This window comes from Nonlabens xylanidelens (assembly GCF_002934445.1).
Taxonomy (GTDB): Bacteria; Bacteroidota; Bacteroidia; order Flavobacteriales; family Flavobacteriaceae; genus Nonlabens; species Nonlabens xylanidelens.
In genome coordinates, this window is the sequence record NZ_PTJE01000001.1 from 430923 (window position 1) to 446981 (window position 16059).

General features: G+C 34.9%; 13 protein-coding genes. 5 read left to right on the top strand and 8 right to left on the bottom strand.

All coding sequences use genetic code 11. The features are described from left to right. Positions 1–25 precede the first annotated feature (25 nt). The 4 genes from LY01_RS01925 to LY01_RS01940 form a co-directional block, all read right to left on the bottom strand. Positions 26–274 carry a hypothetical protein gene (locus LY01_RS01925; protein WP_104514118.1) on the bottom strand — a complete coding sequence of 83 codons (249 nt, stop codon included), beginning with the start codon at positions 272–274 and terminating at the stop codon, positions 26–28. A gap of 125 nt (positions 275–399) precedes the next feature. Next, a complete protein-coding gene (locus tag LY01_RS01930; protein WP_104514119.1) occupies positions 400–852 on the bottom strand; it encodes a Fur family transcriptional regulator in 453 nt (150 codons plus the stop codon). Positions 853–985: 133 nt separating this feature from the next. Beyond that, positions 986–1600 (bottom strand): HmuY family protein, encoded by a 615-nt coding sequence (locus tag LY01_RS01935; protein ID WP_104514120.1) that lies wholly within the window; start codon positions 1598–1600, stop codon positions 986–988. A 19-nt stretch (positions 1601–1619) separates the two neighbouring features. Continuing rightward, positions 1620–3701 (bottom strand): TonB-dependent receptor plug domain-containing protein, encoded by a 2082-nt coding sequence (locus LY01_RS01940; RefSeq protein WP_104514712.1) that lies wholly within the window; start codon positions 3699–3701, stop codon positions 1620–1622. A gap of 110 nt (positions 3702–3811) precedes the next feature. Between LY01_RS01940 and LY01_RS01945 the strand changes: the two genes are divergently transcribed. Genes LY01_RS01945 through LY01_RS01965 form a run of 5 tightly spaced genes read left to right on the top strand, consistent with a single transcriptional unit; the run spans position 3812 to position 9253 of the window. Then, a complete protein-coding gene (locus LY01_RS01945) occupies positions 3812–4714 on the top strand; it encodes a DUF6607 family protein (RefSeq protein ID WP_104514121.1) in 903 nt (300 codons plus the stop codon). A 6-nt stretch (positions 4715–4720) separates the two neighbouring features. Next, a complete protein-coding gene (locus tag LY01_RS01950) occupies positions 4721–6211 on the top strand; it encodes an ankyrin repeat domain-containing protein (RefSeq protein WP_104514122.1) in 1491 nt (496 codons plus the stop codon). After that, positions 6211–6699, top strand: a complete 489-nt coding sequence (locus LY01_RS01955) for a DUF2271 domain-containing protein (protein WP_104514123.1) — start codon at positions 6211–6213, stop codon at positions 6697–6699. The genes LY01_RS01950 and LY01_RS01955 overlap by 1 nt, the downstream gene beginning before the upstream one ends. Positions 6700–6709: 10 nt before the next feature. Further along, a complete protein-coding gene (locus LY01_RS01960; protein ID WP_104514124.1) occupies positions 6710–8887 on the top strand; it encodes a PepSY domain-containing protein in 2178 nt (725 codons plus the stop codon). A 12-nt stretch (positions 8888–8899) separates the two neighbouring features. Further along, positions 8900–9253 carry a DUF6686 family protein gene (locus tag LY01_RS01965; protein WP_104514125.1) on the top strand — a complete coding sequence of 118 codons (354 nt, stop codon included), beginning with the start codon at positions 8900–8902 and terminating at the stop codon, positions 9251–9253. Positions 9254–9523: 270 nt separating this feature from the next. Here LY01_RS01965 and LY01_RS01970 read toward each other — a convergent pair whose 3' ends face one another. The 4 genes from LY01_RS01970 to LY01_RS01985 form a co-directional block, all read right to left on the bottom strand. Continuing rightward, positions 9524–10354, bottom strand: a complete 831-nt coding sequence (locus tag LY01_RS01970) for an alpha/beta hydrolase family protein (RefSeq protein ID WP_104514126.1) — start codon at positions 10352–10354, stop codon at positions 9524–9526. Further along, positions 10351–13080, bottom strand: coding sequence for a PD-(D/E)XK nuclease family protein (locus LY01_RS01975; RefSeq protein ID WP_104514127.1), 2730 nt, complete (start codon positions 13078–13080; stop codon positions 10351–10353). Before LY01_RS01975 ends, LY01_RS01970 begins: the two co-directional genes overlap by 4 nt. 122 nt (positions 13081–13202) lie before the next feature. Continuing rightward, positions 13203–15071, bottom strand: a complete 1869-nt coding sequence (locus LY01_RS01980) for an OmpA family protein (protein ID WP_245890607.1) — start codon at positions 15069–15071, stop codon at positions 13203–13205. Between the two features lie 23 nt (positions 15072–15094). After that, positions 15095–16009 carry a PorP/SprF family type IX secretion system membrane protein gene (locus LY01_RS01985; protein ID WP_170034476.1) on the bottom strand — a complete coding sequence of 305 codons (915 nt, stop codon included), beginning with the start codon at positions 16007–16009 and terminating at the stop codon, positions 15095–15097. Between the last annotated feature and the right edge of the window lie 50 nt (positions 16010–16059).

Genomic DNA, 16059 nt, shown 5'->3' on the forward strand with positions numbered 1-16059 from the left:
TTTTTATAAGTATTGAATTTTATTTTTATGCTTGCGCATTTTGTGGAGCCCAGTGAGAACATAACATTCCTGGAGCTGCTTTCTGTGGGTTTGCACAAGTAGGTCCTTCATACCTAGCACATGATGTACAATTAGGATCGTTTTTTAATGCTGCTTTCATTTCAAAACTATCGCAGGTGTAACTCGTACTTACCTTAACACCGTGAATTTTACAATTTTCATTCTCCATTAAATTCTCACAATTCACACAACTGTTTCCTATTCTTATAGACATAATATTCGATTTTAAGTTAACCAAATATAATCTCAGGCAGGATTAGAAACAATATAAATACTTGATATAAAAGAGTTTATATTTAGACCACTTAAAAATAAAATGAACTATTTACTTCTAAGATACTATTCATTATCAGATTTCTCATTTTTTGTAGCATAGAAATATAAAGAGTGAGTATCTATGGAAACATCAAAAACCTCTTCTATAGTTTTTTTAATTTCTTGAACCATAGGGTCAGAAAATTCTAATACCTCGCCAGTATCTGTCATGATAATATGATCGTGTTTACCGTCAAAAAAAGATTTCTCATAATAGGCCACATTATCACCGAATTGATGCCTGCGTACTAAACGAGATTCTATTAAGATATCTAGGGTATTATAAAGTGTTGCTCTACTTACTCTATAATTCTCCTCTATCATTTTTGAGAAAAGTGTATCCACATTTAAGTGCTCTTCAGATTTATATATCTGTTCGAGAATAGCATATCGTTCTGGTGTTTTGCGATGACCGTTTTCTTCTAGAAAGACGGTAAATCTATCTTTAATAATATTAAAACTACTAATACAAGCCATGTTGATTTATTGAGAAGGGTGAGAATTTAGGAAGCTAATAGGTATTAAAACAATAGGAATGATCAGATTTTAATTAAAAGACTCCTCAAACATTACATAGAAGAGCCTTTTAAAGAACTAATCAAACTAAAATCTATAAAGAGGTATCTCCTAAATTAGGATTATACACATAATTAAAAGTGTAAAAACGACTGCTAGCTGTAGTGTCTTGGTTTTCATAATAACTTAAGATTTCTACTTTAGCATACCTACCATCTCTAGTTCTTATAACTAATACTTTTCCTGGAATAGCAGAAATTACGTTAGTCATGAAGTTATAATTGTACCATCCATTATCGCTACCTGCTGGAATCGCGTAGCCCGCACTGGCGTCTTGAGTAAAGACCAACCCTTCTGCTGTAACAACACTAGCAAATGTTCCTGTAGCAATAGCTGCTGCTGCGTCGCCATTTCTTTCAGGCTCGTCTGCAGTACCAGTAGATACTCCACCATTAATAGCAATGGTAGTACCTCTAAAAGCAATATCCCATTCTGTATCACTAGTAGTTTCTAATCCTGTTGAAAAATCAAATTTGGTAAAGTCACCTCCTATTTCTTGTCCCTGACCACCAGTTTGTGGTGCTGGTAAATTAGAAACTGTGTTAGATTCTATAGCTGCTTGTGATACATCGTCATCGCTGCTACAAGATCCAAATCCTAAAAAAAGAATGGCGATGGCAATAGTTTTAAGTGTGTTGACTGTTTTCATTTTGGGTAATTGTTTATAGTTAAAATTGATAGTTAAGTTTTATGTATCCTTGAATCCCTGGCTGTGTAGGGATGTTATTATCTGTATAATCCAGTAGGTTATTTGCTCCTACTTGAAGATTAAAGTCTTGGTAAAAAGTTTTATTTGCAGCAATGTTAGCAGTTACATAACCGCCTATAAAACTTGTATCATAGCTATCTATGAGTCCGTTTCCATTGGTATCAAATTGGGCATATTTACTACGGTATAGCAATCGCAGGTTCACGTTTGCCTTATATTTTTTTAAATCATAAAAGATTTTAAAATTACCGTTGTGTCTCGAGCGATTAACAAGACCAAAATATTCTGATCGATCAATCGCAACGGTCTGATTAGTCTGTGCATCGCGCACAAATACATTACCATCTTCAACAGCTTTTTCTTGAGTTTTATCAAATGCGTAGAGTAATTGATAACCAGCACTTAATTTAATAGCATCTGATACTTTATAGCTAGTATTTACTTCTAACCCAGTAGTATATATCTCATCAAAATTCACGTAACTAAAAACATTCTGTCCATTATTCTTGCGCGCTATAATTCTAGTATCAATTAAGTTTTTAAAATCATTACGGAAAAAATTAAGTTCTGAATTCCATTTTCCTTTCTTAAAGGTCATGCCTAGATTATAACCTATACTACTTTCTGCCTCTAGTGGATCATCTAACTCATTAAGCGGCACAACCACATCTAGAATCTGACCTTGCGCTTGCAAGTCATTTAATTTATCTACCGCAACATTATATCCTAAAACCGTATATCCTACCGCCGAGTTTGTAAAATCAAAATACAACTGTCTAAAATCTGGAGCTTTAAACCCATAACCTACAGATGCCTTTATGGCTATAGATTCACTAAGTTGGTATCTCGCAGCCAGCTTAGGACTGAATTGATTACTGTACTCTGAATGGTTATCAAATCTAGCACCTGCTATAACATTTAATTTTTCTGTAGGATTCACATCATACTGTCCATAAACGTATTGCGAGTTAAAATCTACACGCTCGTCAAAATATGTTCTATCCAGCGATTCTAGTTGATATCCTACACCAGCCGTTATAGTACCAGCCGATTCTAACTTATAATTTGCTCTAATCTCAGGACGTATCAAGGTCTGGTTAAAATCACTATCGGTAAAAGCATCTTCTTCTATAGGATCTTCTAGTCGCTCGTTTGCACGATAATTAGTATAATAAAACTCATAAGAAGTAGAGAGCTTCTCATCCCATTTATGATCTAATCGTGCGTGCGCGTTCCATTCCTTTTCATTGCTATCGCCTTTGTATTCTATATCTTCAAAAGTAAATCCAGCATCTTGAGTCTGGTCATAATATCGAGCCGAGGTAAATAGAGATATACTCTCGTTAAAATCATAATATAAACGAGTGTTAAAAGTGTAATTCTCAAAAGGATTAACGGTTTGCCCGCCAGTTTCTGGACTCAAATCATAACCATTGCTAGAAAAACGATTTGCAAAAAAGCCTATTCTCAGTTTATCAAAACGTTTTTTTACATCTAGATTAATGTCTTGTTGTGTAAAACTGCCCAATCTATAAGAAACGTTTCCATTTAGTTTTTCAGTTTTAGGCTTTTCAGTAATAATATTGATGACTCCACCCAGCGCTTCACTACCATAAAGACTACTCGCCGGACCTTTAACCACTTCTATTTGTTTGATATTACCTACTGTAATTCTACTAAGGTCAAAATTACCTGCACTGCGTCCTACTAGTGGTACACCGTCTACTAGAATAAGAATATAGTCTGACGATATTCCTTGTATTTGTACACCTTCAAAACCACTCTCATCAGACACCGTTATGATACCTGTTTGCTCGTTAAGAATTTCATCTAGTCGTATAGTTCCTGACTGTAAAATGTTCTTTTTAGAAATAAGAGTCACTGGTAATGGTAGTGAAGATAATTGTCTTTCTGTACGTGTTGCTGTAAGGACTATTTCTTCTAGCTTTTCTGTTGCTGTAGAGTCGATTACAGTTTGTTGGGCTACCGCTTTCGCGAAAGCGATAAAACTCAATACACTTATAAACAAATATTTACACATATCACTACTTAGAATCATTCTTAATAAAGTGCAAATATATAGTTTATTATTATTTAGAATAAATAAATATAAGTATTTTTGCAGAAGAATAATTTTCAAAAAAATCCAAAATGAAAACTAGCTATCTTACCTTAATAACTTTTATTACCGTCTTGTTTGCGACTGCACAAGACAAGAAACAACAAGACCAAACAGCCATTAAAGACATGTGTGGTTGCTATGAAGTAACTTTTAATTTTACAGAGACCTTTAATTATTCTAACGACTCTCTTTATAAACCGTCTGCAACTAAAGTGGATAAGGCACTAGAATGGGCGCAGTTAGTAACTGATGAAGAGGATAAAATTCAAATACAGCATTTATTACAAGTAGGTAACCCTGCAGAGCCTATGATTATCAAACACTGGAGACAGGACTGGTTGTTTGAAAATCAAGATCTATACACGTTTGATGTAAATAACAAATGGGTTTATGAGCATAAAGCAAAAAATGATGTTGCAGGACAGTGGACACAAAAGGTATATCAAGTAGATGACAGCCCGAGATATGAGGGAAGTTCTACGTGGGTGCATGTAGATGGCAAGAGTTATTGGGAAAACACAACTCCAGCACCACTGGCAAGAAGAGAATACACCACACGTAGTGACTATAATGTTCTTTTAAGAGGTAACAGACAAGAAATTACAGATTATGGCTGGTTACACGATCAGGATAACCATAAAATAATCAAAGAAGAAGGAAAAGAAGATGTACTTCTAGCTAAAGAAAAAGGTTATAACACTTATGTAAAAGTAGATGACAGCCGTTGTAAAGCTGCTGCAAACTGGTGGAAAGAAAACACAGCAAAGTGGGAACTGGTAAGAGCTAAATGGGATAATGTCTATGCTCGCAATAAAGACCTAACTCTGGAAGAAAAAGTGGATAACAAAGTTCTTTACAAACATCTCTTTAATGACGAGGTAACTGAAAAGGAACAAATAGACCCAATTATTGAATCATTTGTAAAAAAATAAATCACCATGAAAAATATTTTTATGAAACTAGCCTTCTTGCTGATAGGCTATAGCTCAATTGCTCAACAAAATACTTTCTATTCCGGTGATTTCTGGAAAACAAATCCTAGCCTCAATGAGGTGAAATCGCTAATAGAAAAAGGAAATGATCCAGTGTCGATGAATCAGAACGGTTTTGACGCAACAGTATATGCGATTATACGTCATGCAAATAATGATGTTATAGAACACCTTCTTTCTATAGAAGGAAACATACCTAATAAGAAAACTCATGACAGCCGTAATTATTTACATTGGGCTGCCTATTCTGGTAATGTAACTATCGTAAAGCAATTATTAAAGCTAGGATCTTCTGTAACACAGCCAGACAGTCACGGAAACACACCTCTTATGTTTGCCGCAAATGCCGGCACTAAGGATCCTGCTATCTATGACGCTTTTAAAAATCATGGAGTAGACTTAGTAAATGAGAAAAATGAACAAGGAGCCACTATCTTACTAGCTATTGCACCACATTTAGAAAATGAGAAAGAACTGTCTAGTTTTTTATCATACGGTTTAAAACTAGAAACAGTAGATAATGATGGTAATAATGTCTTTCATTATGCTGCAAAAAAAGGAACCCTTTCTTTTTTACAAGTGCTTATAGATAAAGGTGTAGACTTTAAAGCAACTAATAAGAATGGTGGTAATGCTATTCTTATGGCTAGTCGTGGTGCACGTAACTATCAAAATACTCAAGATGTGTATGCCTTTTTAGAAAATCTAGGAATTAAGGTAAATGTAGTTGGTGATAACGGTCGCAATCCATTGCACAGTATCGCTTATAGAAACAAAGATCTAGATCTTTTTACTTATTTCTTAGACCACGGTGTAGATGTTAACCTAAAAGATGATAACGGAAATTCTCCTTTTATGAATGCTGCAGCAAGTAATAACTTAAAGGTTGTACAGTTTTTATCTGAAAAAGTAACCGATATAAACGCGCATAATAGCGCTGGTAACACGGCACTTTCTATGGCGGTAAGTAGAAATAAAGCAGCCGTTGTTGAGTTTTTATTAGCTCATAAAGCAAATGCACAGGTAACAGATAATAAAGGAAATAACCTGGCTTATTATTTAGTCCATTCTTATAATTCTAGAAACGTAGAAGACTTTAAAACAAAAATGAAATTATTGCAAAGTAAAAAAGTGTCTATGACTGCAACACAATCTGGCGGTAATACTTTATATCATATTGCTGCAGGTGAGAATGATTTAAAGTTAATACAGTTGCTTGAAGGTCTCAAAATAGACATTAATAAAAAGAATGAAGAAGGTCTAACTGCCTTACACATCGCAGCAATGAAAGCAAAAGATGATAAGGTCATTAAATACCTTATCGATAAAGGCGCAGACACAAAACTTACTACAGATTTTGAAGAATCTGTTTATGATCTAGCAATGGAAAATGAAATTCTTCAAAAGAATAACACCTCTTTAAACTTCCTTAAATAATGAAGACACTTTTCAAAGTATTACCAGTTTTTATATTAAGCTCTTTTTTATTAATCAGTTTTATATCACCAGTAGAAAAAGCCAGCTATAAATGTATGATCCAGTTAAAGAATTATACTGGAGAAGGTGCTTATGTAGTTATCTCTCTTCTTAATCCAGCAGGAGAATATGAAGAGACCATCTATGTACAAGGTAAAGATAGTGAGTGGTACAGCGAGCTAGGACAGTGGTGGAAATTCTATGGTAAACACCGTCCAGATATAGATGCTATATCTGGTGCCACTATAAGTGGTGGAGAGCGCACAATAAGTGTTATTAACTTGCCTAAGGATAAAATAGATAAAGGATACAGCATCCGTTTTGAAACTGCAGTAGAAGATCAAGAATACTATGCTCAAGATCTTCAATTTGAACTTACTACAGCAAACTTAAAAGGTAAAAAAGAAGGAACCGGTTTTATACGTTACATACGACTATTGCCACAGTAACCTATATTTTATGACGCTTTCTTTATGGAGATATAGTCACTTACTCCTCGCATTATTTTCTTCTTTGTTTTTAATAGTCGCATCAGTTACTGGTGTGGTACTTGCCCTGGAACCTATTTCTAATGCTACGCAAAATTATCATGTTGTAGATCTAGAAGATGTTTCTCTAGCAAGAACTCTTACACAATTAAAAAAAAACAATGAAGAGGTATTATCTATAAAAGTAACTGCAGATTCCTATGTGATAGCGTCAGTTATTACACTAGATGGGACGAGTCAAGATGTTTATATACATCCAGAAACTGGAACATCATTAGGGTTAGTAATAGGGAGAGCGCCTATCTATAGATGGACCACTAATCTACATAGATCTTTGTTCTTAAAAAGTATAGGGCGCATTTTTGTAGGTATCGTCTCTTTACTTCTTTGCTTTATCGCCTTCACTGGTATTTTATTATTAATACAACGTCAGGGCGGTTTTCTTAAATTATATGGAAAGATTAAAGAACGTGATTTTAATCAGCGTTATCATATCATATTAGGTAGGTGGTTGTTATTCCCTATTCTAATAATAGCAGTAACAGGCGTCTACCTGTCTGCAGAGAAGTTTGATCTAACGCCTAGTTTCTCCATAGAACATAACTGGAGTAAAGAACCTTCTATAGAACTATCTAGTGGAGAGTTAATCGACATTCCGTTTTTTCAGGAATTAAAAATGTCGCAAATAGACCAACTTAGTTTCCCTTTTTCTGAGGACCAGTTGGATTATTTTGAGATTACCTTACATGATCGCGATCTTTTAGTAGATCAATATTCTGGTGAGATCATAAGTGAAGTATCGCATCCTTTTGCACATGTTCTATCCTCGTGGAGTATGACATTGCACACAGGAAGCGGCAGCGTCATCTGGTCTGTAATTTTACTTATCTCTAGTGCTAGTATTTTATTCTTCATCTTCTCTGGTATTGCGATGTACCTAAAAAGACGCAAAAAAGCTGTAAAAACTATAGCTCTAGCAAATAAAGAAGATGCAGAAATAGTAATTCTTGTAGGATCAGAAGGTGGTAGTACGTTCGCTTTCGCGAAAGCGATATCAAATCAATTATCTCAACAAGGGAAAAAAGTTTACTTAAGCTCTCTGAACGAATACAGCATCTATGAGAAAGCTACCCAATTTATCATATTCACAGCCACCTATGGCGATGGTGATGCACCTACTAATGCGAGGCATTTTCTACAAAAATTAACTGTTATAGAACAACCTAATCCTATACGATTTGCAGTCTTAGGATTTGGCTCTAGAGATTATGATCACTTTTGTAAATATGCCGTAGAGGTAGACACAGCTTTACAAGAACGAGCTGGTTTCACACCTATGTTACCACTAGATAAAATTAATAGTAACGATGCTCAAGAAATTGAAAAGTGGTTAGAAAAATATAAAAGACAGACTGGTATAACATTAAAAAACGCCGATTTTAAAGAACCTACATATTCTACATTCAAGGTATTAGAATGCTCCGTATTAAATCTAGACGACACCTTTTTATTGTGCATCCAGCCTCATAAAAAATTAAAATATAAGTCTGGAGATATATTATACATTTTGCCACCAGATGAAACTAAGCCACGTGCTTATTCTATCGCTAGAATAGATAATTACATACTATTAAGTATTAAAAAGCACGATCGCGGTGTATGCTCTACTTATCTCAATGAATTAAAAATTGGTGATCAAATAGAGGCTTACATAAAACAGAATGAAAGATTCCATCTTCCTAAAAAAGAACGATCAGTTATTATGATTTCTAATGGTACTGGTATTGCACCATTCTTAGGAATGATTAATGAGAAGAAAAGTAAAAAAAGAGAACTACATCTATATTGGGGTGGTCGTAGTACAGGTAGTTTTGATTTATACCAGCCTTATCTCAAACAGACATCTTTATCTAGTCTACGACTGGCCTATTCTAGAGAAATGGATAAAAGGTATATACAACACAAAATATGGGATCAAAGGGTAGAAATAGCAATTCTACTATCTAACGGTAGTCCCATTATGATTTGTGGATCTCTTGCAATGATGAATGATGTGCTAGCAACAATAGAAAAAATAACCATAGAACAACTGGGTAAACCTTTAAGTGTTTTTGAACAAAGAGGACAAGTACTTACCGACTGTTATTAAAACGATAGACTTATGTGTAATAAAGTAAAAACACTTGCCAAAAACAAACAAGGACAGCTGTCCTACTGCACTGGATGCAAAGTCTATAAACTTATCTTTAATAATCTAAATTTTGAGTTGTATCCTAAACAGTTTAGAAATTTAAGAGCTTATGTAAACGAGATAGAGGTAGAATACTGGGAAATAAAGCATGATCGCATGCCTATGAAACGTAAAATACCAATACCTTCTACTCAACAAAATCTTACTATGATGTTTGATAAACATGAAATCGTGCTGCTTAAATCACTTCTTAATGAAGAAACGGTTAAACCTATGGAGACACTCGCTATTACCGATATTGATTACACCTTGTTCTTAAATTAAGAAGCAGTTTCTAAGTGGGATCGCAATTATTACAACCACCTATTAAATATCTCTACAAAATAGCTATAACTAGTAACTTTAAGAACTATATTTGCGCCCCAGCAATATTAAACTAGTTAAATTAACTTTTACTTGCTGCATTTCTCTAACGATAAATAGAGAGAAAAGACATTTATAGAAAAGAGTCCTTTATATTGTTATGTTGGACTACTAGAAAAAGCTGAGGAGCTCCATCCTTGGCTTTTTTGTTTTATAGAATTATGTTAGAAATCATCTCAAAAAGTTTATCATGCACTGCACTGCTTCTCTTAAATGAGCAGGCAACAAACTAGATTCCCAAGGATGCGATGCTCCTAGAGTATGGTTAGCCTCTCTTATTAACTTTAATTGAGAGTTAGGACTGGCTTTATGGATAGCCAAAGCGTCTTTTACTAGAACGGTTTCATCATTCTCACCATGTAAAATAAGGTGCGGCTGCTTTATTTTTTCGGCTTGTTTGAGAATGGTTAATGCTTCTTCATTTTGGACAAAATCTTCATAAAACTGATAGAAAAGTGGCATTTCTTGCTTTGTACGGCCATTTTTGATGTACATCACTTCATTTTCTTTCCAGTCTTCTAGTGCTTTACCGCTAGGAAAACGCTCTGCATAATTAGCTACTGCAGCAAGTGTAATCAGTTTTGAAACCCTATTGTCTTTTGCGGTGACAATTGTGGTGATTCCTCCAGCTCTAGAGTGTCCTAATAAATTGATTTGAGTGCTATCTATAGGCAACTGAGAGTTCTCTATCCAGTCCAGTACTGTAACAGTATCACGTACTTCTTTACTATAATTATTATTTCCGAAGGCATCGAGATCTGGAAAATCTATAGGTTGCTTTACCGTGCCGCCATTGTGTGAATAGTTGAATTTTATGAATAGAAATCCCGCTTTGGCGAAAGCCGAACCCATCAAACTCCATGCACCCCAATCTTTATATCCTTTATATCCATGACAAAAAACTACGACAGGCAAAGGCGTACCAGATTCTAAATATTCATAGTCTAACAGTATATCACGGTTGTTCTCTCCTTTTACTATGTTATTATTACTAGTTATCATACGGGCTTTTCTGTTAGAGGAATATTTTTATTAAATAGTTCTTTGATCAACACAAAAAGTACTTGTTCAAAATCCTGAAGTACTGCGACATCGATCATTTTTTCTTTATAAGATCTACCGGCTTTAAAACCAAAAGGTATGTAGCCCTGATCAAAATTCTTAAAACTTATTATACCAGCACTTGCTTCTGTAAAAGGCTCATTATGGCTGTATAAGTATGTGTACATGAGTACTTGAAATGCCTTAGCTTTTCCATAATCATCGATTATGATATCAAAGTTCTCTGGATCGATACCTACATTACCCTTAGCCGTTGCACCAGATTTATAGTCTATAATACGCAACTTACCATCTAACTGATCGATACGGTCTACCATACCATGTATTTTCACCTTTCCTATTTCAGGAACATCAATTACAGCTTCTAGTTTGCGCTCTACACTTTTAATAATTAGTTCGCTACCGCTAGCAACTAGATCTAAATCGCTTTGCACCATCATTTTTATATAATGTAGTGATACTTCATAAATGATTTTATTCTTTCCTAGCGGTGTAGAATCTGACTTATAACATTCTTGATAGGCTACATCTAACTCTGGTTTTATCTGTTTTTTAATTTTATCAAAATCTTCGTTGATTAAAATCTTATTTACATAGGGCTGATAGAGTTTATCCAGCGCCTCATGTATGATAGAACCCATGGTATTTGCTGCTATATTTTCTTCTACGTCTTCCATTTGAGAAATGCGCAAAATCTTACTCGCATAAAAATCTATAGGATTGCGCACATAACTCGTTAAGGCAGACGGGCTGAAACCGCTGCTCGCTATTTGTTGCAATCTTTCAAAATAAGATGGCTCTTTCTCGACCACCATTAATTCTTCTTTTACCGCACTATTTTTAAAAATATAATGCTGGTGAGAGACTATATGTTTAGAATTAGGATCTGTTTCTAGTTGTGTTAAGAACCTACTTTTCTCACCACCGCCTAGTGTATCACCTTCTGTATTGTAAATAAATGCTGCATGATTTACTCTGTGCAATAATCTATAGAAGTGGTAAGCATAGACACTATCTTTCTCTGAATAGGTAGGCAGTGCAAACTGATACTTCATATCGTTAGAGATATAAGAGGCTGTAGATTTTCCAGCTGGTAAAATCCCCTCATTTACCGATAACATTATGGTATTTTTATAATCTAATGCTCTAGTCTCTAAAAGCCCCATTATTTGCAAGCCACGTACAGGTTCTCCTATAAAATCCAGATTTTTAAAAGGAACAAGTTGCTTGTATAAATAAGCCACTGTTTTAAGATCCTTTATCTCTTCATTATTATCTACTATGGTAGACAAATTCTGTACTACCTCTGTAATACCTAATAACTGCTCTATTTCTAACCTTCTATTCTCCTCTTGCAACAACTTAGTTTTAAGCTCTAGAAGAACGTTTTCTATTAACTTGATAAGCTCACCTACGTTTTGAATAGGTGTCATGATTTTATTGAGAATAGTACCTTCTATCACCTCATCAAAACTAGATGGAGTCACATAGATTAAGTTATTCTCTTTAATATATTTCACTAATTTACGAGAGTCGCTGTCTATTAAAACAAATGCAAATGAAGACTCTAGAATATTTACTACTCCTTTATAATAATAGCCATCTTCAGTAGCCTCGGTATGCATTTTAATAATATCATATACAAATGCAGATAGTGGTAACTGGTCTAGAGACAGTCCCATAGTCACATTAAAGTGTGCAATATTATCAGGTATAGCGTCTAGTAATGGCAAAAGCAATCTCTCGTCTGCGAGAATAATTGCAGTATCTTCTAGCTCTTCTTGAGGTATTTGCTCCATTAACTTTACCGCAACCTGGATCATACTTAAATTACCAGCTGCGCCATGAATATCTATTTTCTTATTGGACTGGTATTCATTACCATATATTTTAAGTTCGTTCTTATCATAATACTTCCAGTCTTTTTTAAACTTGCGTATAAATTTACCAGATTCATGATAAGACAATTCCATAAGGTATTGATCTATATCCCAGTAAATACACGCCTGATCTTCCTCAAGGAGTTTTTGTATAATATTAGACTCGGCAGTGTTGAGTGCGTTGAGCCCTAAGAAAATGGTCTTATTTTTAGTGGTAGAATTATTGGATAATTGTTCCGCTTTCGCGAAAGCTAACCTATAAGCCATCCCTTGATACACCGTTTCATTTTCTAGACATAATTGTTGGAAAGCATTATAGTACAAGTGGAGTTTTTTCCAAAACCTCAAATACTTAGACACCATCAAAGTTGGGTTTTGATTTAAAGCCCAGTGATCCATCTCTTTTACACTACCTAGGTAATTAAAAAACTGTTCTGGATCTACGAGATAACGATCCATTTCATTAAAATCTTTGAGTATAGTTGTTGCCCAACCTATGAATTCATCAAAGCTATCTACATTCCCTTCTGTTTCTACACTTTTATAAGCCTTATAAAAAAGTGGTAATAAATCTAGATCATTAACTATTTCTACCTGACCTAATTGTTCAATATACTCTGTAACGCTATAGATTTTAGGTAAAAAAACAGGCTGTTCTATGCGTTGTGCAAGATACCTACTCAAAAAAATACCGACACGTCTAGACGGCACGACATAAGTTGCTGTTATGACATCTATATTGTTATTCTCTAAGTCTGCAAGGACTTTTTCTAAAAATGAATTCATCTGGTTAAGATAATTAATATGCTCATTTTAGAGAACAAATTTGCATAGCTTTTAGAAATAAAAAAAGTCCATTTGCAATTGCAAATGGACTTTTAAAAGCATTGGCTGGTTAGTAATACTTTTTATCTTTTTGTGATCGTAAATTCAGATCTACGAGATAATTCATATTCGTCTGCCGTACATTTTTTAGATCCACAATCCACAACTGGATTAGCTTCTCCACGACCTGCAGCAGTTAATCTAGAACCGTCAATTCCTTGAGACTCTACATACTTGATAATGCTATTTGCACGTCTTTCTGTAAGAGCAAGGTTATAAGAGTCAGAACCTCTAATATCTGCATATGTTTCTGCAAGAACTTCTAGAGTAGGGTATTTTTTCATAAGACCTACTAGTCTATCTAACTCAAGTGCAGCATCTGGACGTATGTTAGATTTTGCAAGATCAAAGTATATCTTATTCAAGATAATTTTATCCTCAACAATTTCTGGTTCTGGAGCCATCATTACTTCTACCATAGCAGCTTCTTCTTCAGCAACTGTTAGAGTAGCTTCACCACTTTCATATTTATCTTTTGCACCACGTGCAGTAAGCTCTAGGTTACAGTCTGTAGTAAATACAGCAACACCGTTAGCATCTGTAGTCTGTCCTGGCATACTGTTTCCTGCAGCATCTTGTAAAGATACTATAGCACCTGGAATAGCTTTTCCTGTTTCTTTGTCTACTGCTTTAACTGTTACAGCAACTTCACAGATTTCGATTCTTTCTACACCGTAGATATCATCACCACCTTTACCACCTGCGCGGTTAGAAGATACATAACCTTTACCTGTTTCATCAGAATAAGTAAATCCAAAATCGTCTAAAGAACTATTGATAGGCGCACCCATGTTAGTTACTTTACCATCCATAAATTTAAATACATCTAGTCCACCTAGACCTAAGTGACCATTACTTGAGAAGTATAGAGTACCATCGTCTGCAACATGTGGGAAAGAATCATCTCCAGATGTATTAACTGTAGGACCTAAATTTACTGGGTTAGAAATTTTTCCATTTTTAAGATCTGCTTTATAGATATCAGTTCCACCTAATCCACCTGGTGCTTCACTAGCAAAGTAAATAGTTGAACCATCTTTAGTAATAGAAGGGTGACCTACACCATATTCTTGTGATTCTAAAGAAGTAGTTGCTACATCTCTCCACTCACCGCCAGCTTTAATAGCACGGTAAATATTTAATTTACTCTCACCATCTGTAGCTTTTTCATAATCGCCTTTTAAGTAATCTACTCTAGTAAAGAACATGTATTTATCATCTGGTGTGATATCCATAGTACCTTCATGATACTTTGTATTTACGTCACCTTCTAAAAGCGCTGGTTTACCAACAACACCAGCGTCATCGATAGTAGCCTCATAGATATCTAAATAAGGTTCTTTGTTCCATCCATATTTACCTCTACTCTCATTACGAGCACTAGAGAAATATAATTTGTTACCTATTTGAAGTGCTGAGAAGTCACTTGCTTCTGTATTAAATTTATGAGCCTGAGTAGTAAATGCATCTTTCATCCCTTGTATATCTTGAATATAGTTAGGATTAGACTTGTATTCTTTTGCACGGTCATCACCAGGTGCAAGACTTGCAAACTGATTCATAATCGTGTTAGAAAGGTCGTATTTTTGAGATGCTTTTAAAGACTGTGCATATCTGTAAAGCGACTCTGCTTTAGGATCACGCTTTATAGCTCTTGCATAGTTCTTCTCTGCATTTTTAAAATCACTATTGAAATAGTAAGAATCTGCTAGTTTAGTATAAACATGCTGTGTTCTTACACCGTTGCTTAAAAGCTTTTCATAAGCTTTGGCAGCATCTACATAACGTAGTTGCTCGTATAATTTATCTGCTTTTGCAGTTTTATCACTTTGGGCTTGCGCGCTCATCGCAAAACCAACGCATAAAATTAAGAGTATATATAGTTTTTTCATGGTTGTATTCTTTGCTGTTTGAATTAGAAGAAACGTGGAGACTGCATCACTTTACGAGGGAAAGCTAAACCGAAGGTTACAAACACCTCGTGAGAACTGTTAGATACCACAGAGATATCTGACACTACACGGTCATAAGCATATCCTACTTTTACATTATCAGTAACATTCATTCCTATTAAACCACTAAATGAATCTTCCAGACGATAAGAAACACCTACTTCAAATTTTTCATTGAATAACACGTTTGTGTTTAAATCAAAACTAACTGGAGAGTCAAATGCACCTTTTACTAATACGTGTGGCTTTAATTTAATATTGTCTGCAACATCAAATACATATCCACCTGTTACAAAGTAATGTTGTGTTTCACTTCCGAATTCTAAACCGTCCTCATCTAAGTGAGTACTTTTTAACATGTTAGGAACAGAAAAACCAGCATACCAGTTAGATCCATATAAAAATGCACCTGCACCTAAATTAAGATAAGTCTCATTAAGTTCTTCGGCAAAAAGTGGATCACCTGGTACCGTAGTCTGTACGGTATTTAAATTCACATCAAAAAAGGTAAGTCCTGCTTTAAGACCTAAGGCTAGAGTAGTTTCTTTACCAACTTGAAGTCTGTATGAAAAGTCTCCATAGGCATTAGTCTCGTGAACCGGGCCTACATTATCAGAAATTACAGATAGACCTAAACCTGTGCGCTCACCTATAGGTGAACTACCTGACACTGTAATAGTCTCTGGCGCTCCATTAACACCAGACCATTGCTGCCTGTATAATGCGGTTATATTTAGGCCATCTTGTGTACCAGCATAGGCTGGATTGATAACATTCTGATTGTACATGTACTGTGTGTACTGAGGATCTTGTTGTGCGTGCACTACGCTTGTAGCAGCGATAGAGAAAAAGAGCCCCATTGCAAGTAATTTTTTCATTCTCACAAAGTTAGTTTTAAGGTTGTGTTATAGTTTTGTCTGGCTAAATA